This window comes from Beijerinckia mobilis, from assembly GCF_000745425.1.
GTDB lineage: Bacteria > Pseudomonadota > Alphaproteobacteria > Rhizobiales > Beijerinckiaceae > Beijerinckia > Beijerinckia mobilis.
In genome coordinates this window covers 35,309-57,451 of sequence record NZ_JQJH01000020.1, presented here as the reverse complement: position 1 = coordinate 57,451, position 22,143 = coordinate 35,309, and the positions used below count along the sequence as shown (strand labels likewise).

Sequence of the window (22,143 nt, the reverse complement as noted above, 5' to 3'; positions counted from 1 at the left end):
CATACAGGGAGGCATTCATGTCCAAGGCCATCATCGTCGAACCCGGCGGCGGTTTTGATCGCGTCACTATCGGAGAGCGAAAAACGGCCAAGCCGCAGCCTGGTGAAATCACCGTGCGCCTTCGCGCAAGCTCTCTCAATTATCATGATTATGCCGTTGTCAGCGGCATGTGGGGTCCCGCTGTTCCGCGCATTCCCATGGCCGATGGGGCGGGAGAAATCATCGAGATCGGCGCCGATGTCACTGAATTCGCCGTCGGCGATCACGTCGTGAGCACGTTTTTTCCAACCTGGCTCGATGGTGTCGCCGAGGTCGTCGGTTTCGCCACGGTTCCCGGCGATGGCATCGATGGTTATGCACGCGAAATGGTCACGGCGCCGGCGACATGGTTCACCCGCGCGCCGCGCGGATATACGCATGCCGAGGCGGCGACCCTGACCACCGCCGGCCTGACCGCATGGCGCGCCCTCTTTGTCGATGGCGGGCTCAAGGCCGGCGATACAGTGCTGATCCAGGGCACCGGCGGCGTCTCCCTCTTCGCGCTGCAATTCGCCAAGATCGCCGGGGCGACGGTGATCGCCACATCCTCTAGCGACGAGAAACTCGCGCGCGTAAAGGCCTTGGGCGCCGATCATCTGATCAATTATCGTGAAAACCCGAATTGGGGCGAGACAGCACGGGAATTGACCGATGGCCGTGGCGTCGATCATGTCATCGAGGTCGGAGGTCCCGGCACGCTCGATCAATCGATGATTGCGGCACGTGTCGGCGGTCACATTTCCGTTATCGGTATTTTGTCGGGCGTGGCCGGCTCATTCAACATCGTCACCGCTTTGGTACGACAGCTCCGGCTCATCAGCGTGCTCGTCGGCAGCCGCCGCCAGCAGATCGACATGATCCGCGCCATCGATGCCAATGGGTTGAAGCCGATCATCGACAGCCAGTTTCCCCTGGAGGAGATTGTCGCGGCCTTCCGGCATCAGGAAAGCAACCGCCATTTCGGCAAGATCTGCCTCGATATCTGACGGCCACACGGACAATTTATCCGCCTTCGGATAGGGGCGCGACCGGCGCCGAATCTCGACAAACCGAACCGTCGGGTCCATAGTCCGCCGGCTTCACCGCTCATCAGACCAGATATTCCATCATTTCAATGGACAAGGGCCTTGATCCGCTCGTCTGCGATTTCCCGGCTGCTATCCGGTCTTCGGCGCGCGCCGCATGATTATGCGGCACCGACATCCATCTTCCCCAGTCTGAGTGTCGACAAACTTGCCGCCGACATGCGCCTGCAGGAAAAAGGCGCACAGCGCGGACGCATGAATGAACCCGCGAGCGATTCCTCGACATTCGATGACGTCGAACATTTCATCGTCGAACGCATCGAAAACGAAAAACGGCTGGTCCATGCCTCCTATCAGGACCAGATTCAAACCTATGCGGAGCGTCAGGCGGGTCTCGATTTCGAGGGCCGGTTCCATGCCATTCGCCAGGCGGCGCCGGAAGTCGTGAGCGAATTCCGCGCCGAGGCCGCGCAAGGACGCGACGACCTCTTTCGTTTGCGCAGGCAGATTCTCGACCGGGAACAGGATCGCGACCGTTTCCGCAAGGTTCACCGCCTGCAACGGAGCGCCAATGTCTCCGGCACCGCGGCGAAATTGCTGAAAATCGGCGTCATCTGCGTTCTTTCGGTCTTTGAACTGGTCATCAACGGCTCGTTTCTCGCCCAGGGCAATGAACAGGGCTTTCTCGGCGGTGTCCTCATGGCACTTGTCTTCGCCCTTTTGAACATCATCGCGAGTTTTCTCGCCGGTCTCCTTGTGATCCGCCAGCTCAATCACAAATCGATCCTGCGAAAGCTCTCAGGCTTCCTCGGCCTCGCGCTTTACCTTTGCTTTGCTGTGCTCCTCAATCTCGCGCTCGCCCATTACCGCGACGCCTCGGCCCTTGCCGGTGGCGGTGGCGATGCCGCCACCACGGCCATGCGGCAGCTGACATCGACCCCTCTTCTGCTACATGATCTTTTATCCTGGGTGTTTTTCGCGATCGGCGTCCTGTTTTCCCTCATCGCCATGCTGGACGGGCTCACTTTCTACGATCCGTATCCAGGCTACGAAGCGGTCGAGCGTCATTGCATCCTGGCCCACGAAAACTATACCGCGCGCAAGAACGACCTCATCGATGAATTGCGCGATATTCGCGACGAGGCGAGCGAAGCCATGAAGGAAGCTGCGCGCGATCTCGGCCTCAGGCGCGGTGAATTCGACGCCATCATGCAGGCGCGCGTCCGTCTCAACGCCGCGTTTCTCGATTTTCAGGGCCAGCTCGCGCGCACGGCCCAGGCGCTGCTTTCCCTTTACCGGGAGGCCAACCGGCACAATCGTTCGGTGCCGGCACCCATCCGTTTCGACACACCTTATGTCATGGAGCAATTGCCGGTCTTTGGAGAAACCGTGAACGAGTCAGCGCGCGACGACCTGCGCAAATCGATCCTGCAGGCTCAGGATTTGTTGACCCGCCAGGTCGATGAAATCAATAAGGAATTCGATGCCGCCGTCGCCGGCTACAGACAGATCGACGATATGATAGCGGATGGACATTATGGCGCGACCCAGACGGCGGCGTAAATCCAGACCGCAGGGCAGCCTCGGTCTGCTTCCCGGTATCGCACTCATCGCTCTCGCACTCATCGCCGCAGCCGGTTTCGCCTATGTCTATCTGACGGCGGAGCGTCCACCGGCGCTCGATACGGCGACACTCTGCCCGCAAGGCGGTCCGCATTCGACCACAGTCGTGCTCGTCGACGCCTCCGACGATCTGCCGGCCCCCGCCAAGCGGGAACTCGCGACATTACTGCAGGATATTGCCGAAGATTTGCCCGCCTATGCGCTTCTCGACATCCGCGTGCTCGACCCCGCGAACAATAGCAGCCGGTCTCTGGTCGCCCTTTGTAATCCGGGCGATGGACGCGGGCTCAGCACCTGGACAGCCAATCCCGTGCTTGCCCGCAAACGCTGGCTCGAATCCTTTCACAAGCCTGTTCTCGAAGCGATCGATCAGGGTCTCGCGGCCGGACATGCAGATTATTCGCCGATCATGGCGGCCATCCAGGGCATTGCCATCGACCGTTTCACCGGCAAGGCAGTGGCGTCCGGTGACAAGAAGCTCATTATCATTTCCGACATGATCGAACATGATTCCGATTATTCCCAATATGCCGGCGACCTGACCTTCGATCGCTACAAACGCTCGCCCGCATACAAAAAGTTCAGTACCGATCTCCACGGCGCCGAGGTTTCCATCGAATATGTGCAAAGGCTGATGAAACATCCGCTCGATTCCGTAGCGCATATCCGCTTCTGGAAGGAATGGATAAGGGATAATGATGGCCATCTGCGCGATGTCACGCGCTTGCAGGGCGCCGGATAGGACGGATTGCGACCATGCCCGAACTCGATGCCCGTGCGATCCGCCTTTCCTCCCGCATCATCGGTACGCCGATCGTCAATGCAATCATCTTCTTCGCAGTCGTGGTTTGCGGCTGCCTCTATATCATCGACGCCAAATTGCACGGGGTCAGCGCCTTTTTCGTGACCTTCGGCCCTGTCGTCATCATGGTCGCCTATGCCTTGCTCATCCTCCTCGCACGGCCGTTGCGCCTGCGTGATGATCAATCCGGCGACAATCTCTATTACATGGGATTTCTGTTTACGCTGACGAGCCTCGCCGTCTCGCTCTATCAGTTCAACGCCGATGGCGCGGCGGAACTCATCGTGCAGAATTTCGGCGTGGCGATCGCCTCGACAATCACCGGCATCGCCCTGCGCATCCTTTTCAACCAGATGCGTCAGGACCCGGTCGAGGTCGAAGCCCATGCCCGCATGGAACTTGCCGACGCCGCGCGGCGCGTACGCCGGGAACTCGATAATACCGTCCTGGAACTGGCCGGCTTCAGACGCGCCGCGCAACAGGCGATCATGGATGGTTTCGACGAGACGAAGGAAAAGGTCGACCAAGTCGGCGAACGCCTTTTGAGCGGTCTCGAAACGGTCACGCAACGATCGGCCGAACCTTTGGAAGCAGCCTCGAAGCAAAGCGGCATGACGCTAGAGGAACTGACACGCAGCGTCGTCTCGAGCCTCGAAGCGGCGGCGCAACATCTTTCCGGAGAGACGGAACGCCTCTCCCATTCCACAGCCTCAGTCACCGGTGTGCTCGAAGCGCTCTCCCAAAGGCTCAATGCCATGAGCACGCCCGACCAGGTCATCGAGATCAAGCTCGACCCTGCCATCGAGCGATTGTCCCAGGTGGTGACCGCCTTCAGCGCGAATACCGAGGCGCAGACCGCCTCCGCCACCGCCTTGCAGAAGGAGCTTGCAACGCGCGACGCTCTCATGTGGCAGGCGATCGAGGCAGCCCAAGCCGCCGCCAAGGCCGCTACCGATACGGCCTTGCTGCTGCAGACCCGAACCACAGCCTACGATGGCGCCGCCTCCAAGGAACCTATCGCAGCACCCACCGAGAAACAGGAGCCATCGCGGCCGCTCTTCAAGGGCCCCTGGAACCGGCCGAAGAACGATTGAGCCATGAAAATCCGAAGACAGGGGAAGCGCAACGCAAGCAATCCCTGAGGGCGGAGTTGGAGCGAAGGCAGGAGAATCGATATGCGCGGGAAAATCGTCACAGCCCATATCACGCGGCAATCCTCCTCCTATCGGCACGGATTGGTGCTCGGCCTGACCATGGCCGAAGTCATGCTGCTTCTGGTCTTCTGCCTCCTTATCGCGACGGGTGTGCTTCTCTCACGCGAGAAACTGGCGCGGCTCGATCTCGAACAGCAATTGCGGTCTGCCGTTCTGGCGCGCGACGCCAATGCGCATATGGCGAGCCTGATCGAAAATTCCCCGCAATTACGCGAGGCGCTGGAGCAGAAGGCCAGGCAATCCTCCTCTGCCAGTATTGACGAATTCTGGCGCAAGCTCGTCGAAAGCGCAGCCGTCGTCGACAAGCTGGACCAGGCAGGGCTCACACCAGCGGATGCCGCCGCCGAAGCAGATCAATTGGCCGAGGCGCATCGGCTTCTGCAAAAGGGCGTTTCCCTCCCGCAGGTGAAAGCCGATGCCGCGCTCGGCGCCCGCCTGCGAAAGGCGCTTGCCCAGAATACCGGCCAAGACGGGAGAGCGTCCGACGCCGCTATTATCGAAACCGTTGAAAAAGGCTTAGCGAGCGGGGACAAAGTCGGACATTTGTGGCCGCCGATCATCAAGCTAAGCGAAGCCGACGGCTATTTCTTCGAAAGCGGCAAAGCGGAATTGCAACCCGCCTTCGAAAAGACCTTGCGGACCTCGGTGATCGCCTCGCTGCTCAAGACCGCGAAGGATTATGACGTCGATGTGATCGAAGTCGTCGGCCATACCGACGAGCAGCCGGTGAGCGTCCATCGATCCAATCTCGACCAGGAATTGGCCTCCTCGTTCGAGTCACCAGAGGCCATCGGCAATTTACGGCCTTCCGACAATGCCGGTCTAGGTCTCGCCCGCGCGGTCGCGGTCGTCAGCGTGCTCTCTGCTGATCCACGCTTGAAAAACTACAAAATTCTCCCCCTTTCCGGCGCACAGCTCATCAAGCCGGATGAAACCCTGGCCCGCACGATTTCCCATGGCGAAGAAAAACAGCGCCGGCGCATCGAGATCAGGCTGCGCAAATCAGCCCGGCTCGCGGAAGAAGCCACCACCAATTGATCCGTGGGGGTGCGTTTGGAGGGGTTTGATCTTCGTTTTCAATGACCAAATCCCGCCTCATGCCACTGCGAGATGAGGAAGATTCATTGAGAATGCAATGGAGAATGAAAGACGGAGATTCGGCGCCCCGCGACACAGACGGCGGCTCTCAAGGTGGAGCGCCGCCCTTCAAGGAGCAACAAAGGTTTTGAACTCGCAGCGAATTGCTTCTAAAGCAGCGAAGATTGACTGGCGCAACAGAGGATGGGTGGATCAATGACGCGCAAGCAACGCCGTCTTGCCTTGATTTTCGGCGCGCTCGGCACGCTGGGCGTGGCATTGGGCCTGATCCTCTTTGCCCTGAGCGATAATATCGTCTTTTTCTATGGCCCCACGGAACTCGCGGAAAAGGCGCCCGCCCCCGGCGCACGGCTGCGGATCGGTGGATTGGTGAAACCCGGTTCGGTCCATAAGGACAGTGGCCAGACCGTGGATTTCATCGTCACGGACAATAAGCATGACGTCGCGGTGACCTATACAGGCCTTTTGCCGGACCTCTTCCGGGAAGGTCAGGGCGTCGTGGCGGAAGGCTTGTTGACCGGCACTGCCACGCTCAAGGCCGATAGCGTGCTCGCAAAACATGATGAACGCTACATGCCGCGCGAAGTCGCCGACGCTTTGAAGAAGCAGGGCGTCTGGCAGGAAAACGGCCAGCAGGCGGCCGAAAAAGCGCAACAGAATTCCGCCCCGGCACCTGCGCCGCTCATTCGCTGAAAAATCCGACGTCGCCAAAGCAAACTGGGCTTTTTCGATTTGCAGACACCACCACCCGGTCCAAAATCTTCGAAAAGGCTCCTGTTTCAATTAAGGTTCGTTCCGCGCCCCCCCCCACGAACAGATCGACAGTACCGCCAGGGATTAAACAATGATCGTCGAAACCGGCCATTATGCGCTCGTCCTCGCGCTCGCCTTGGCGTTGATCAATGCTTTTGTGCCTTTGTGGGGCGTCTATTCCCGCGACCAGCGGCTCATGGCGGTGGCGCCAAGCGTCGCGCTCATGCAATGCGGCCTCGTCATCCTTTCCTATTGTGCGCTGACCTATGCACATGTGGTTTCCGACTTCTCCGTTGTGAATGTCGTCGAGAATTCCCATTCGGCGAAGCCGCTCCTCTATAAAATCAGCGGCGTTTGGGGCAACCACGAAGGCTCCATGCTCCTATGGGTGCTCGTGCTCGCCATTTTCGGCGGCGCGGTCGCACTCTTCTCCCGCGCCATGCCCGCGGATCTGCGCGCCAGCGTCCTTGCCGTTCAAGCCTGGATCGGCAGCGCCTTCCTCCTCTTCATCCTTCTAACCTCGAATCCTTTTGCGAGGCTTGCGCGCGCACCGATGGAAGGCAATGATCTCAATCCGCTGCTGCAGGATCCGGGTCTCGCCATCCATCCTCCCCTGCTCTATTTCGGTTATGTCGGGCTCTCCATCACCTTTTCCTTCGCGGCTGGCGCCCTGATCTGCGGCCGGATCGACGCCCTTTGGGCGCGCACGGCCCGACCCTGGATCCTCGTCGCCTGGATCGCTTTGACGCTCGGCATCGCCATGGGCTCCTATTGGGCCTATTACACGCTCGGCTGGGGCGGTTTCTGGTTCTGGGATCCTGTCGAAAACGCCTCGCTCATGCCCTGGCTTGCCGCCACCGCACTGCTGCACAGCGCCGCCGTCATGGAGAAGCGCGACGCGCTCAAAATCTGGACGATCTTTCTCGCCATTCTCTCCTTTTCGCTCGCGCTCATCGGTACCTTTCTGGTGCGTTCGGGTGTCCTCACCTCGGTCCATGCCTTTGCGAGCGATCCGGCGCGCGGCATTTTCATTCTTCTCATCCTCGTCCTGTTCATCGGTGGCTCGCTCGCGCTTTTCGCCTGGCGGGCTTCACTGCTGAAACAGGGAGGACTTTTCGCCCCGGTCTCGCGCGAGGGTGCGCTCGTCCTCAATAATCTTCTACTCACCACCGCCTGCGCCACGGTATTCGTCGGAACGCTCTATCCCCTCGCTCTTGAGGCGTTGACCGGCGAAAAGATTTCCGTCGGCGCGCCTTTCTTCAACGCCACCTTCATCCCGCTCGCCATTCCACTCTTCCTGCTCATACCTTTCGGCCAGTCTCTGGCCTGGAAGCGCGGGGATCTTCTGGGCACGGCCCAGCGGCTGGCCTTCGCGATTTTCTGCGGTCTCGGCGTGATGCTTCTCGCCGCCCTCTGGCAGGGCGGCCCGGCGCTGAGCGTCTTCACCGCAGGCCTCGCGCTTTATACGATCATCGGTTCCTTCACCGATCTTGCCTTGCGGCTATACGGTCGTGGCGCGTCGTTGCAGGAAGCTCTTGACCGCCTGCGCGGCCTGCCGCGTTCGGCCTTCGGCACCGCCTTCGCCCATGCAGGCCTCGGCGTCACCCTGCTTGGGCTTGCCGCCACGGGTTGGGGCAGCGAGCGCATCGTCCATATGCAGGTCGGCGAAACGATCAATGTCGGCGGCTATGACCTCACGCTCAACGCGCTCGAGCCGCGCCAAGGCCCGAACTATACCGAAATCGTCGGTCGCACGAGCGTGCGCCTGGGTGGCGTCGAGCGCGCCGTCATCGAACCCTCGCAACGCTTCTTTCCCGCGCGGCGGTCGAGCCGCGCCGAGGCCGGCATAGCCACAATCGGGCTCGGCCAAATCTATATGAGCATCGCCGAGCAAAGCCCGGACGGTGGCGTCAACGTCCGCATGTTCTGGAAACCGCTCGTCACCCTGATCTGGATCGGTGCCCTGATCATGGGCTTTGGTGGTCTTCTCTCCCTCAGCGACCGGCGGCTGCGCCTTGGTCTCGCCCGCCGGGCTGCCATCAACCGCCAAGCCCTCCCACAGGCGGCGGAATGACATGTTTCGTTTTCTTTCCCCCTTGTTCGCTTCCTGGCGCATTCCCCTGCTTGTCCTTGTCGTCCTCAGCGCCGGAGGGCCGATGGCATGGGCCGTCGAACCGGATGAAATCCTCAAGGATCCGGCTCTGGAAACACGGGCGCGACACCTTTCAGCGCAATTGCGCTGCATGGTCTGCCAGAATGAATCGATTGATGAATCGCATGCGGATCTTGCGCGGGACCTGCGCCTGCTGGTGCGCGAACAATTGGTCGCCGGCAAGAGCGACGAAGAGATCCAGCGCTATCTCGTCGCCCGTTACGGCCCCTTCATTCTCCTGCAACCACCTTTCGAGCCGACCACGGTGCTGTTATGGGGAACGCCGCTCCTCATCCTTATTGGCGGTGGCTTCGTTCTCTGGCGCGCGGCCCGCAATCGGTCCAGGGGCACGGCACGGACAATGGCACAAGGGACGCCACTAGACCCCGCCGAACAAAAACGTCTCGACCAATTGCTTGGCGGGCAGAATGGCGACGCAACCTGAATAGAGAAGCGTCACTCCCACGCGATTCGTAAAATGCCCATCGCAATCGTCCATGGAGTGGAGCGGGTTCAGGATGCTTTCAATTCCTTGATGCGCGTCGCCAGAACCTTGTCGATCCGCCGCCCATCCATGTCGATGATCTCGAACCGCCAACCACCCCAGGTAAATTCCTCGCCAACCTCGGGGAGATGTTCTAGCTGATGCAGGGCGAAGCCCGCGAGCGTGTGATAATCTTCCTCTTCCGGGCGCTGTTTTATGCCGAGGCGTTCGAAAGCCTCATGGGCCGGCATCATGCCTTCTATCAACAGCGACCCATCGGCCCGCTCGACAATATCGGGCGTTTCATCTTCAGCAGCGGCGAGATCGCCCGCAATGGCCTCTAGAAGATCCGTCTGGGTTACAATTCCCTCGAGGCTGCCATATTCATCGACGACGAGCGCAAGACGGACCGGCGCCCGTTTGAACTGTTCGAGCACACGGAAGACCGCCGTCGATTCATGCACGACCAGCGGCTCGCGCAAAACCGCAGCCGGGTCGAGCTTGCCACCATCCAGAAGCTGATCGAGCAGTTCCTTTTTCGACACCATGCCGAGCGGCTCGTCGATATTGCCGCGTCCAGCAAGCAATTGCTCATGCCGGCAATCACGGATCGCCTTCTCGATATCGGCGAGGTCGTCGTCGAGGTCGATCCATTCGAGATCGACGCGCGGCGTCATAATATCACCGATGCTGCGCTGGCCGATGTTGAAGACCCGGTCGAGTACTTCCTGCTGGGCCTGTTCCAGAAGCCCCGCCTTCCGGCTCGCCGCAATGAGCAATTTGAGCTCTTCCGGAGAATGACGGGATTCCTCGCCGCTGCCCCCTTGCAGCCCGATCAATCGCACGACCTGATTGCCGAGCCAGTTCAGAAACAGGATCGCGGGCCGGAAGATGAACTGGAAAAATCCAAGCGGACCGACGACGAAAAGCGCGGTCGCTTCCGTTCTTTGCAAGGCAAGGCTCTTTGGAGCGAGTTCGCCAAGAACGATATGCAGCGCGGTGATGATTATGAAGGAAATGGCGATCGAGACAGCATGAGAACCGGAGGACACCCAATCATGCGGCAAGGCGCTGAAAAGCGGTTCGATGAGATGCGCCAGAGCCGGTTCGCCGATCCAGCCAAGTCCAAGCGAGGAGATCGTCACGCCGAGCTGAATCGCCGCCAGCGTCAGATCGAGGTGGCTGGTCGTGGCCTGGAGGCTCTGCGCATTGGGCCGCCCCGCCGCGACGAGTTCCGCGACGCGGCTGCGCCGCATGGAGACCAGGGCGAATTCCGCCGCCACGAAAAAACCATTGGCGAAAACCAACAGGAAGACAGCAAGAATCCCGACAAAGTCACTCAGACTACTGCCATCGCCCATAGGCGTTATCTCCATTTCGCGAGACGATTCTCTCGCCAGTTCGCTTCGCCATCCAAGCCGGAAAGCACCGTTCCGTCAAAGCCGCGTACCGGCAAATCGCCCCATATCCGACAATCCGACGCGTTAATAAGGGTAGATCCATCCCGCCCCATCCCGGCTCGCCATGCAAGTTCATGCACAACCTGCCGAAAACAAACGTCTCAAATTGCCGATCGAGACCATGTCTCGACTTCTATCACCTCGATCAGGTCTTGCGGATCACGATTGATCATGATCCGGGAAAAGCGCGACACAACTTCCGTCATGATCGCAAAGACAATCATATCAATATCCCGCTTCGCGCCGAAGCCCGGCGTTAAAGCATTTTCTTCGAGGCATAAAGCCCGCGAATCGCTGCCAGCGGCAACCTGACATTGCGATGCCAATCCTGCGCGAAACATGCCGATTGCGGCGCTATAGGCGCTGCTATGCGAGACACCAGCTGTTTGATTGTCGCCCAAGCCAGTGATGGGTTTAGACGGAATTGCAGCTCAGTTCAAAATTTTTATAACGCTTTCATCCATGCCGATCACCGTGATCCGGAGACTGCGCCGCCGAGGTGGATCCTCACGATCAGGATGCCGAAATCTTGGCGGTGTTTGTTGAAAAGGGTTCTTGGTAATCGCCTGAGCGGTGGGGATTCAACGTGTTACGAAAGTTTCATCGTTCCGAAATGGCGAGGTAAGCCTCACTCCCCCATCTTTACACCCAAGCGCAAGGCGCCGCGCCTATTCGATACGGATCTAACAAGATCAAGATGGAGCATTGAATGCCGCAGCCGGATTTTCCCCAGATCGATTCTCATAAGGTTCCCGACATGAAGACGCACCGGCCCGTCCTGCGCAAGACTCTCCTCGGAGCCACGGCGGCCATCGCGCTGACCGGCGCCTTCGCTCATTCCTTCCTGGCGCCCCAGGTCGCCAATGCGGAAGCGCCCATCACCGCGCCACTCAATGGCGCATCCGCCACGGCTCCGGTCTCCTTCGCTGATGTCGTCGATAATGTCCGCGGCGCCGTCGTTTCCGTGAAGGTCAAGATCGCGGAACCGGCCGCCGAAGAAGAAGACGAAAGCAAGGATCTGCCGCATTTCGCGCCGGGCGACCCCCTCGAAAAATTCTTCCGCCATTTCCGCGATCAGGGAATGCCATTCAACAAGCATGGCGGCAAGCCGCGCACCGGCCAGGCTCAGGGCTCGGGCTTCATCATTTCGAGCGATGGTTATGTCGTCACCAACAACCACGTCGTCGAGAATGCGACCGAGGTTTCCCTGACGACCGATAGCGGAAAAACGCTGACCGCCAAGGTCGTCGGCACCGACAAGAAAACCGATCTTGCGTTGCTGAAAATCAACGACAGCGGCACCTACCCTTATGTCAAGTTTTCCCATGACGTCCCGCGCGTTGGGGATTGGGTGATCGCGGTCGGCAATCCCTTCGGCCTCGGCGGCACCGTCACGGCGGGCATCGTATCCGCACGCGGCCGCGACATCGGCGCTGGCCCCTATGACGATTTCCTGCAGGTCGATGCACCGGTCAATCGCGGTAATTCCGGCGGCCCGACCTTCAACATGAAAGGCGAGGTCGTCGGCGTCAATACGGCAATCTTCTCGCCGTCCGGCGGCAGTGTCGGCATCGGCTTCGCCATTCCGTCGGAAGTCGCGCAGAATGTCATCGCAGCCTTGCGGGACAAGGGTGTCGTCGCGCGTGGTTGGCTTGGCGTGCAAATCCAGCCCGTCACCTCGGATATTGCCGACAGCCTCGGCCTGAAATCGGAAAAGGGCGCGCTTGTCGCGGAAGCCCAGAGCGATTCTCCCGCTGTCGGCGCGGGAATCCGCTCTGGCGACGTGATCCTCGGCGTCAATGGCGAAAAGATCGACGGACCGCGCGAGCTGGCCAAGAAGATCGCCAATCTCGGCCCGGGCAAGACCGCCGATCTGCTTTACTGGCATGATGGAGCGGAAAAGACCGTCGCCGTGAAGCTCGGCAATCTGCCCAATGAAAAGGTGGCCAAGGCCGAAACCGGCATGAAGTCGCTGGATAAAAACGTGCTCGGCGACCTCGGCCTGACGCTCGCGCCCGCCGCGCAGGTGCCGGGAGCCGGCGAGGAGGGCGTCGTCGTCGCCGAGATCGATCCGGAGGGAGCGGCTGCCCAGAAAGGATTACGTGTCGGCGATGTGATCCTCGAGGCGGGCGGCCATGCCGTCAGCAGCCCATCTGACCTTGGCTCGACTTTGTCGAGTGCCAAGAAAGAGGGCCGCAAAGCTGTGCTACTCCGTATCAAGAACCGGGAAGGCACTCATTTCGTCGCCATCGCCACGACACCTGCGTCCTGAACCGCCCACGACGCGGATGAACCAGGGGGGCGCTCATGTCCCTCTTGGCGGAGACCCTGGCTACCTCCACCTATTCTCGCGTTTTTCAGCGTTGCTCGTGTTTGGACCAGACGATTCTTTTGCTTCCATCCCGCGTGGAAATGTCCCCTGCCTGGAAGCCTCATTCCTTTTGACGAATCGCTGCGGGATTCGAACTTATTGACCAACACCGCTTTTAAAACTCAGGAGGCGTCCGGAGCCATCCGGACGCCTCGCTAAAAACAAACGTGTTTTCAAATGTCTTGAATCGAAAACACGCTCATGATGCCCCGGCATCAAACCGCTCGATACAAGACAAACACCCGGAATCCCGTTATCATGACTCCTATGCGCATTCTCATTGTCGAGGACGACGCCGAGGCCGCCCAATATATGGTCAAGGCGTTTCGGGAAGCCGGTCACCAGGCCGATCAGACGGGCGATGGCCTTGCAGGCTATCAACAGGCCTGCGAGAAGCTTTATGATGTGCTGATCGTCGACCGCATGTTGCCAAAGCTCGACGGACTCTCGCTGATCGGCGGTCTGCGTGCCCAGAAGATCGAAACGCCCGTCCTCATCCTCTCGGCGCTTGGACAGGTCGACGACAGGGTCAAGGGATTGCGCGCGGGCGGCGACGATTACCTGCCGAAACCCTATGCCTTTTCAGAACTGCTTGCGCGAGCGGAAGCGCTGGCGCGCCGCAAACCACCGGGAGCGGCCGAGGAGACGATCTATCGCGTCGGCGGTCTGGAACTCGACCGCCTCGCCCATAAGCTCACCCGCGACGGCAAGGAAATCGTGCTGCAGCCACGCGAATTCCGCCTGCTCGAATATCTGATGAAACATGCCGGGCAAGTCGTCACCCGCACGATGCTGCTCGAACATGTCTGGGACTATCATTTCGACCCTCAGACCAATGTCATCGACGTGCATGTTTCGCGACTGCGCGCCAAGATCGACAAGGGATTCGATCCGCCGCTCCTGCATACGATCCGCGGCGTGGGATACATGATCCGTGATGCCGATCATTAAGCTTTTCCGCACGACGGTCTTCAAGGTCTCCTTCGCCTATCTCGTGATTACGGCGATCGGCGCCGGTCTCGTGCTCGGCCGCATCAGCTGGAACATGCGGCGGTTGATCGAGGATCAGATCGGCCAGACGGTGGATGCCGACATTACCGGCCTCGCCGAGCAATATGCGCAGGGCGGCATCACGCGGCTCGTCAAGATCATCGAAGAGCGCACGCGCCAGCCGGGTGCCGATCTCTACCTCGTCACCACCCATGCAGGACAACCGATCGCCGGAAATATTCTGAGCCTGCCGGAAGGCACGCCCAGCTATTCGAGCCTCGTGCGGACAAGGTACCAGCGGCCGGACGAACCGGACAAGCATCATTACGCCATCGCCCGCATCTTCGCGCTGCCCGGAGGCTTCCGTCTGCTCGTCGGCCATGATCTCGAGGAGGGCGAAAGCCTGCGCCATATCGTACGCGGCGCGCTCGTCACCTCATTGATCTGGCTGATCGTCATCGGCACATTGGGCGGCCTGTGGATTGCCCGGCGCGTCCTCAACCGCATCGACGCCATCAATGCGCAGGCCCGCAAAATCGTCGCCGGCAATCTCGCCGGCCGCTTGCCGCTTGCCGGCACCGGCGACGAACTCGATCGGCTGGTGTTGAATCTCAATGCCATGCTCGACCGGATCTGCTCCTTGATGGCCGGGCTCAAGGAAGTTTCGGACAATATTGCCCATGATCTCAAGACACCCTTGACGCGCCTGAGAAACGGCACGGAAGAGGCCCTACGGCTCGCCAAAACGCCGGAGGAATATCGCGGGGCGCTGGAAAAGGTCATCGAGGAATCCGATCGCCTGATACATATTTTCGACGCGCTTTTGATGATTGCCGGGGTCGAGGCCGGCAGTGGCCGCGAGGAAATGATCGCATTCGATGCAACCGCCGTGGTCCGCGACGTCGGAGAACTTTACGAGCCCGCGGCGGAAGAGGAAGGCGTGCATTTCGTTCTTGATGTCGAGCCGGGCCTGCGGATGCGGGGCAGCCGCGAACTCATTGGTCAGGTCCTCGCGAATCTGATCGACAATGCCTTGAAATACGGCATGGAAACGGAAGAAAATACGGAACCGGAGATCATTCTGAAAGCGATCCATGCCGCCGACCGGATCGAGATCAGCGTCAGTGATCACGGGCCCGGCATCGCGGTGAATGATCGCGACCGCGTTCTCGATCGATTCGTGCGGCTTGAAAACTCACGATCCCGACCGGGGTCGGGATTGGGCCTGTCACTCGCCGCCGCCGTCATCCGCCTGCATAATGGAACCATGCGGCTCGAGGATAATCAGCCCGGGTTGCGCGTCGTTCTCGCATTTCCCGCAGCGCCTGCCACAAGGGCCCTGCCCACCGCGCCACCACTTCTCGAAGCGCCCGCCCTCACCTGACCCCGGAGACGTGCCGATCGTCCCCTTGCGGGAAGGCCGCGAATCTGATGCCCTCGATCAACGCCTTTTCGCTGGAAGAGAATCGCTCCACGATTCATTTACAATGAAAAGACGATTCTTTTTCAGCCGGAGTCCTGCATGATCGGGCGACAGATCGCGATCGGTTTTGGCATCGCCATCATTCTTCCGCTCCTGATCTATTACGGGGTGCGCACATTCAGTCCGCCGCCGCGTTATCAGGACTATGTGGTCGGCCGCGCCTTCAACCCCAATGCCACCCCCGAGGAACGGCAAGCCGCCATCGAGACGCAAAGAGCCCAGCAGCGAGCCTATAGCGACGCGCAAGTCCAGTTCTCTTCCCATCTGTTTCATGTTTCCGCACCCCTCGGCTATGCCGCGATCCTTGCCGGCGGATTCATGGCCGTCTCGGCAGTCGGAACCGGCCTGATCTTCGGCGGCATCTTTTCCGTCGTCCTCGGTTATTTCAGCTATTGGGAGCATATTGCCGATTGGCAGAGATTCGTATCGCTGCTGATTGCCGCCATCATTCTTCTGTTCATCGCCTATCACAAAGTCTCCAAGACCAATGTATCCGCCATAAATCCGTGATGTTTTCTCATGAGGCCTGACGCGAGGAATGTTCGGGCCCGAACGCCAGGACCGGAATGATGTCGCAAATCCTGATCGTCGGAGCCGGACCCGTCGGCTTGACCATGGCGGCCGAACTTGCCCGCTTCGGACAGCCGGTGCGCATTATCGATCGCGCCCCCCACGCGACCGAGACTTCAAAGGCGCTCGCACTATGGAGCCGAACGCTCGAACTCATGGACCGCATGGGATGCACCACGGGCTTTCTGGACGGCGGGCTGAAGGTGCATGGGGTATCTCTTCACAGTCATGGGCATACACTCGCCCATGCGCGTTTCGACGATATACACAGCCCCTATAATTTCGCGCTCATGCTGCCGCAAAGCGAGACGGAAAAGCTGCTCACGGCCCATCTTTCGACCTATAGCATCGCCATCGAGCGTGAGGTGGAACTCGTTTCCTTCGTTCAGCGGCCTGCCGTCGTCGAAACCCGGTTACGGCACGCGGACGGCCACGAAGAGATCTTCATGACTCCCTGGCTGATCGGCTGCGACGGCGCCCATAGCACGGTGAGACACGGATTAGGCATCGAATTCGCCGGTTCGACGCTCGACGATGACTGGCTCCTCGCCGATGTCCGCATCGACGGCCCTTCCCTGCCGGAGGACGAAATCGCCATCCACTTTCACAAGGATGGTCCCTGCGCGCTGTTTCCCATGCCGCAAGGGAGGACACGCATCATCGCCTCCATGGGAAAATCCAACATGGGAAAATCCGACACGGGCAAACCCAACCCGGATCATCTCCCAGCCGAACCCACTCTCGCAATGGTCCAGACGGTCGTCAACAACCGCACCGGCACCAAGCTGCTCCTGAGTGATCCTACCTGGCTCACCCATTTTCACATCAACGAGCGCAAGGTGTCGGAATACAGGAACGGGCGCGTCATTCTCGCGGGAGATGCCGCGCATATCCATAGCCCCGCGGGCGGCCAGGGCATGAACACGGGCATACAGGATGCCGTCAATCTGGCCTGGAAACTCGCCATGATCATGCGCGGTGATACCACACCTGCCCTGATCGACAGTTACGATCCCGAACGCAGCGCCGTCGGGGCGATGGTGCTGCGCAATGCAACCACGCTGACATCCATGGGATTGTTGGCGAATCCGATCGCGCGCGAGATACGCGATCTCATGGTACGATTGTTGTTTGGTTTTCATGCGGTTCAGGACCGGCTCGCCGCGACGATGAGCGAAGTGGAAATCGCCTATGCGCATAGCCCCCTGACCGCCGGCAGCGGAGCCGGCGCGCGGCTCGCGCCGGAACATTACGACGGACCTCCACCCGGCTCCGGAACCGTTCCGCGCTTCGTGCTTTTTACAACCGATGACCAGACCGGCGAAGCTTTCACCGCCAATTATCCGCATCTCCTTGAGGCCCGACCGAGGATTCCGCCAAGGCCCGAGGAATTGCTGGTGGTGAGGCCCGACGGCTATATTGGCCTGCGCTCGAAGCGCGGGCATTGGAATGATGTCGAATCCTATCTGAAACGACTAGCAATCAACCCCGAATGAGAGCATGCGGGGCGGCGGCGCGTTCGAACAGCTTGAGGCTCCCACGCTCCCGGGAAAGGAGTGCGCCATTGCCTGATGCCGAAACGATGTGATGATGCGCCCGTGCTTGATGCAGCGACACCCCTCTGGCAGCGCCTGACGACCGCTCCCCTGCCCGACCGCCAGCGCCGGGCCGAAAATCTGTTTCAAACCTTTCTGGGAAAATATTCGGGTCACGATTTCGATCCGGCCTGGATGCCGATCCTGCAGGACACCCGCGTCCATGCGCTTGTCGCCGCAATGGCCGATCAATCCCCCTTTCTCTGGCATCTGATCCGCGTCGATCCACAACGGCTTGTGCGGCTTCTCAGCCAGACACCGGAAGCCGGTTTTATCGCTTCCATGGCGCAATTCGCCAGGGATTGCGCAGCAGCGGAAACACCAGCCGCGCTCATGCGCTCGCTGCGGCGGACGCGCCAGGAAATCGCGCTTCTGATCGCATTGGGTGATCTCGGCGGCGTTTTCGACCTGCAAATGGTGATGCGTCTGCTCTCCGATGCCGCCGACGCCTACATCAGCCAGACACTGGAATTCCTGCTGCGCCAGGCCATTAATCAGGGCCATTTTAAGACACTCGACGCGGCTCGCCCGGCGCAAGGCTGCGGTCTCGCCATTCTCGCACTTGGGAAACTCGGCGCGCGGGAGCTGAATTATTCGAGCGATGTCGATCTGATGGTCATCTATGATCCGGAGACCAATGCGCTCGACGCGCGGCAGGAACCCTCGACGTTTTTCGTCCGGCTGACCAAACATTTCGTCAAGCTTCTGCAGGAAACGACGGCGGACGGCTATGTGCTGCGGGTCGATTTGCGTCTGCGGCCCGATCCGAGTTCGACGGCGATCGCCATCGCCGCGCCGGCCGCTTATGATTATTATCAGATTCTCGGCCAGAATTGGGAACGCGCCGCCCTCATCAAGGCACGTCCTGTCGCCGGCGACATCGCCTTCGCCGAAACCTTTCTGCGCGAGCTCGAACCATTCATCTGGCGCAAATATTTCGATTACGCGGCAATCGCCGACATTCATGCGATGAAGCGTCAGATACACGCTTTCCGCGGTCATGCCGACATTACCGTCGCGGGACATGACATCAAGCTCGGGCGCGGTGGCATCCGCGAAATCGAATTTTTCGTTCAGACCCAGCAATTGATCTTCGGCGGCAAGAGACGCACGCTGCGCGGAGCCGCAACGCTTGCGATGCTGGCAGAACTCTGCGCGCAGGGCTGGATCACGCAGGATGTGGTCGATGATCTTTCAGCCGCCTACATCTTTCTGCGCACCATCGAACATCGATTGCAGATGGTCGCCGATGAACAGACCCAACGCCTGCCCGAGGAGACGGAGGCGTTGCGGCGTTTCGCCCGGTTCTGTGGCTTGCGCGGCGTCAAATCCTTCACGAAGGAAGTCACTTATCATCTCGACCGCGTCGCCTATCATTATGCCCGCCTGTTCGAAGGGGCGCCGGGCCTTGACGCGGCGCTCGGCAGCCTCGTTTTCACCGGTGTCGGTGATGATCCGGAAACGCTCGAAACGCTGCGGCAGCTTGGCTATACACAACCGGAAAAAATCACGGAAATGGTGCGCGGATGGCATTTCGGCCATCATTCCGCCCTGCGTGGCCCGCGCGCGCGAGAGGTTTTGACCGAGCTCGTGCCACAATTATTGCAGGCTTTCGCCGCCTCCGGCGATCCCGATGCAGCCATTGGCCTCTTCGATCAGGCGTTGTCGCGCATGCCGGCCGCCGTCGAATTGTTTTCGATCCTGAAATCCAACCCCTCGCTTTGCGCCCTGTTCGGCGAGATTCTCGGCGGCGCGCCGCGGCTCGCGCGGACCGTCATCGCCCATCCGCACCTCCTCGACGCGACGATTGACGGCCGCATGCTGCATGCACAGCTGACGGAAGAAGCCTTCGAAAAACGCGCCCAGGGCTTTCTGCAGCAGGCTGATCATACAGAAGCCTTTCTCGATGCCCTGCGCGACTTCGCGCGTGAGGAAAAATTCCTCATCGGTCTCAGGCTGCTCAGCGGTCTCATCGAGCCGGTAAAAGCAGGCACCGCTTTCTCCGCACTCGCCCGCACGATCATTGCGGCTGCCCTCGATCATGTGCAAACGGAATTCGCCAGCCAGCACGGGCATATCAATGGTGGCTCGGTCATCGTCATCGCACTCGGCAAGCTCGGTTCCGGCGAGATGACGGCGGGTTCCGATCTCGATCTTATCATCGTCTATGATTACGATGCGGCATCGCCGCAATCAGACGGCGCGCATCCTTTACATGCACTGCAATATTACACACGTCTCGCCCAACGCCTCATTTCCGCACTCACGGTCGCGACGCGGCGGGGGAGCCTTTACGAGGTCGATCTGCGGCTGCGTCCGAGCGGTGGCAAGGGGCCCGTCGCGTCCCAGTTCGAAAGCTTCATCGATTACCAATATAACGAAGCCGAAAGCTGGGAACATATGGCGCTCGTGCGCCATGACATCATTGCCGGCGACGCGGCCCTCGCGGAGCGGACCGCAATGGCGATCAAACGCATCCTGCGGCTTCCGCGCGGCGACAGCCTGGCCGGGGAGGTTCTCGCGATGCGCCGGCTCGTCGCGCGGCAGAAGGGAGAATCCGATCCAGCGGACCCGAAACACATTGCCGGCGGTCTGATGGACATCGAATTTCTGGCGCAATATCTCGTGTTGCGCCATGCCTATGATTGTCCCGAACTCCTCACCAATTCGACCGCATCCATCCTGGAGCGGGCCGGCGCCCATGCCCTGATCGACAGGAAAGCCTGTGACGATCTTCTGCACGCCTTCCGCCTCGAAAGTGATGTCATGCAAATGGCCAGGCTGATCCTCGATCCGGATATAGATGACGGCAAAACCGGAAGAGCGGCCGTCGGCGCCGCGGTGGAACGCCGATTGGCCCGAATTGCCGATCTGCCGGATTACGCCATGCTGCAGCGCGTCCTGCGCGAAAATCGCGCCCGCGTGCGGGCGCATTTTCTCAGATTGCTGGAACCCCGCTCATAGCGGGGCATCTTTTTCCTCGAAATGGGTGGTATCGACCTCCTTCTCCAGCGCCACGCGCAGAGCTGCCGGATCAAGTTCCTTTTCCCAGCGCGCCACAATGATCGTCGCGACGCCATTGCCGATGATATTGGTAAGAGCCCGGCATTCACTCATGAATTTGTCGATGCCGAGAAGGATCGCCATGCCAGGCACGAGTACCGGATTGACGGCAGCCAATGTCGCGGCAAGAGTGACAAAACCGGCTCCGGAAATACCACTCGCTCCTTTTGAGGCAACCATGGCGACGAGCAGGATCGTCATCTGTTCCTCAAAGCTGAGAGGCACGCCGAGAGCCTGCGCGACGAACAAGGTCGCGAGTGTCATGTATATGTTCGTGCCGTCGAGGTTGAAGGAATAGCCTGTCGGTACGACCAGACCGACGACCGATTTGGAGCAGCCGAGCCGCTCCAGTTTTTCCATCAGCGCGGGCAAGGCGCTTTCCGAAGAGCTCGTGCCGAGCACGATCAGCAATTCATCCTTGATATAGGACAGGAATTTGAAAATGCTGAAACCGGCGAGCCGCGCGATTGTGCCAAGCACCACAATGATGAACAACAATGCGGTGAAATAGAAAGTTGCGACAAGGCCGAGAAGATTGCCGAGTGTATGCGGACCATAGCGGCCAACTGTATAGGCCATGGCGCCGAAGGCGCCGATCGGCGCGGCCCGCATGATGATGGCGATGATGCCGAAGACCGCCTGCGCCACATCGTCGATCAGTTTCGTCAGGCTTTCGCCACGCTTGCCAAGACCCAGGAGGGCGAAGCCGAAGAGAATGGAGAAAACCAGGACCTGCAGCACGTCTCCCCGCGCAAAGCCGCCGATGGCGCTATCGGGAATGAGATCGAGCAGGAATTGAACCGTCGAATGGCCCTTGCCCTGTTCGACATATTTGGCGACCGCCGCCGGATCGAGCTTTTCGCCGACACCGCGACCCGGCTGGACCAGATTGCCCACAATGAGGCCGATCGCCAGCGCGAAGGTCGAGACGACCTCGAAATAGACGAGCGCCTTGATGCCGATACGGCCGACCTTCTGCGCGCTCGACACATGGGCAATGCCGGAGACGACGGTGCAGAAGATGATCGGCGCGATCATCATCTTGATGAGCTTGATGAACCCTTCGCCGAGCGCCTTCACCCAATCGGCGGCAGCCGTCTCCGGCGCCAGCCAACCGAAAAGGACACCCAGCAGGATGCCGATAAGCACCTGAATATAAAGAACACGATACCACGGTACGGCGGCTTTCTCTCCGGTCTTGCCAACCGCATCAGGCGTGATCGCGACCATTTCCTACCCCTTCCCAATAAACGTCCAAAAGCTCTCTCTGGATTTCACCGGCCGCGCATGGCACAAAGCTCAGGTCGATCACACCGCATGATGAACGGCATCGCATCCGTTCCAGTCGGGCCTTTCCTTTTCAATCCCACACTCAGCTCGGGGCCTTGCCGACGCCCGGAGGAACCAGGGACAATGACGAT

The 22,143-nt window shown here is 60.0% G+C and carries 18 protein-coding genes; 14 read left to right on the top strand and 4 right to left on the bottom strand.

Annotation, left to right across the window (positions count from 1 at the left end; all coding sequences use genetic code 11):
- The first annotated feature begins 17 nt into the window (after positions 1-17).
- The 6 genes from DL88_RS14460 to ccmE all read left to right on the top strand — a co-directional run bounded on the left by DL88_RS14460 (position 18) and on the right by ccmE (position 6,494).
- Entirely contained in the window at positions 18-1,025 is a 1,008-nt protein-coding gene (locus DL88_RS14460) for a zinc-dependent alcohol dehydrogenase family protein (protein WP_034997380.1), read from the top strand.
- A gap of 141 nt (positions 1,026-1,166) precedes the next feature.
- A complete protein-coding gene (locus tag DL88_RS14455) occupies positions 1,167-2,627 on the top strand; it encodes a hypothetical protein (RefSeq protein ID WP_051955997.1) in 1,461 nt (486 codons plus the stop codon).
- The gene (locus tag DL88_RS19505; protein ID WP_051955996.1) at positions 2,602-3,429 is read left to right on the top strand and encodes a hypothetical protein; all 828 of its coding nucleotides are present in this window, start codon (positions 2,602-2,604) and stop codon (positions 3,427-3,429) included. The genes DL88_RS14455 and DL88_RS19505 overlap by 26 nt, the downstream gene beginning before the upstream one ends.
- Positions 3,430-3,443: 14 nt before the next feature.
- Positions 3,444-4,583: a hypothetical protein gene (locus DL88_RS14445; protein ID WP_051955995.1), complete on the top strand. Its 1,140-nt coding sequence runs from the start codon at positions 3,444-3,446 to the stop codon at positions 4,581-4,583.
- 81 nt (positions 4,584-4,664) lie between these two features.
- Positions 4,665-5,741, top strand: a complete 1,077-nt coding sequence (locus DL88_RS14440) for an OmpA family protein (RefSeq protein ID WP_034997378.1) — start codon at positions 4,665-4,667, stop codon at positions 5,739-5,741.
- 255 nt (positions 5,742-5,996) lie between these two features.
- Positions 5,997-6,494, top strand: a complete 498-nt coding sequence (gene ccmE / locus DL88_RS14435; RefSeq protein WP_034997375.1) for a cytochrome c maturation protein CcmE — start codon at positions 5,997-5,999, stop codon at positions 6,492-6,494.
- Here the strand turns inward: ccmE and DL88_RS20405 are convergent.
- Positions 6,484-6,666, bottom strand: a complete 183-nt coding sequence (locus DL88_RS20405) for a hypothetical protein (protein ID WP_156971121.1) — start codon at positions 6,664-6,666, stop codon at positions 6,484-6,486. The genes ccmE and DL88_RS20405 overlap by 11 nt on opposite strands.
- Between DL88_RS20405 and DL88_RS14430 the strand changes: the two genes are divergently transcribed.
- Positions 6,646-8,628: a heme lyase CcmF/NrfE family subunit gene (locus DL88_RS14430; protein ID WP_034997373.1), complete on the top strand. Its 1,983-nt coding sequence runs from the start codon at positions 6,646-6,648 to the stop codon at positions 8,626-8,628. The two genes, DL88_RS20405 and DL88_RS14430, sit on opposite strands and share 21 nt — an antisense overlap.
- Before the next feature lies 1 nt (position 8,629).
- Positions 8,630-9,151 (top strand): cytochrome c-type biogenesis protein, encoded by a 522-nt coding sequence (locus DL88_RS14425; protein ID WP_051955994.1) that lies wholly within the window; start codon positions 8,630-8,632, stop codon positions 9,149-9,151.
- A gap of 68 nt (positions 9,152-9,219) precedes the next feature.
- Here DL88_RS14425 and DL88_RS14420 read toward each other — a convergent pair whose 3' ends face one another.
- Positions 9,220-10,551, bottom strand: a complete 1,332-nt coding sequence (locus tag DL88_RS14420; protein WP_034997370.1) for a hemolysin family protein — start codon at positions 10,549-10,551, stop codon at positions 9,220-9,222.
- 200 nt (positions 10,552-10,751) lie between these two features.
- Positions 10,752-11,051: a hypothetical protein gene (locus DL88_RS14415; protein WP_034997368.1), complete on the bottom strand. Its 300-nt coding sequence runs from the start codon at positions 11,049-11,051 to the stop codon at positions 10,752-10,754.
- A 308-nt stretch (positions 11,052-11,359) separates the two neighbouring features.
- On the opposite strand from DL88_RS14415, the gene DL88_RS14410 reads away from it, so the two are divergent.
- From DL88_RS14410 to DL88_RS14385, 6 genes are all read left to right on the top strand, one after another.
- Positions 11,360-12,922, top strand: a complete 1,563-nt coding sequence (locus DL88_RS14410) for a Do family serine endopeptidase (RefSeq protein ID WP_034997366.1) — start codon at positions 11,360-11,362, stop codon at positions 12,920-12,922.
- Between the two features lie 366 nt (positions 12,923-13,288).
- Positions 13,289-13,972, top strand: a complete 684-nt coding sequence (locus DL88_RS14405) for a response regulator transcription factor (RefSeq protein WP_034997363.1) — start codon at positions 13,289-13,291, stop codon at positions 13,970-13,972.
- Positions 13,956-15,395 carry a sensor histidine kinase gene (locus DL88_RS14400; protein ID WP_156971120.1) on the top strand — a complete coding sequence of 480 codons (1,440 nt, stop codon included), beginning with the start codon at positions 13,956-13,958 and terminating at the stop codon, positions 15,393-15,395. The genes DL88_RS14405 and DL88_RS14400 overlap by 17 nt, the downstream gene beginning before the upstream one ends.
- Positions 15,396-15,533: 138 nt before the next feature.
- Complete coding sequence (locus DL88_RS14395) at positions 15,534-16,004, top strand: TMEM14 family protein (RefSeq protein ID WP_034997358.1); 471 nt, start codon at positions 15,534-15,536, stop codon at positions 16,002-16,004.
- Positions 16,005-16,063: 59 nt separating this feature from the next.
- Positions 16,064-17,560 (top strand): FAD-dependent monooxygenase, encoded by a 1,497-nt coding sequence (locus tag DL88_RS14390; protein WP_034997451.1) that lies wholly within the window; start codon positions 16,064-16,066, stop codon positions 17,558-17,560.
- Positions 17,561-17,635: 75 nt separating this feature from the next.
- The gene (locus DL88_RS14385; RefSeq protein ID WP_034997355.1) at positions 17,636-20,623 is read left to right on the top strand and encodes a bifunctional [glutamine synthetase] adenylyltransferase/[glutamine synthetase]-adenylyl-L-tyrosine phosphorylase; all 2,988 of its coding nucleotides are present in this window, start codon (positions 17,636-17,638) and stop codon (positions 20,621-20,623) included.
- Here the strand turns inward: DL88_RS14385 and DL88_RS14380 are convergent.
- A complete protein-coding gene (locus DL88_RS14380) occupies positions 20,618-21,952 on the bottom strand; it encodes a dicarboxylate/amino acid:cation symporter (protein WP_034997353.1) in 1,335 nt (444 codons plus the stop codon). The genes DL88_RS14385 and DL88_RS14380 overlap by 6 nt on opposite strands.
- Positions 21,953-22,143: the final 191 nt, after the last annotated feature.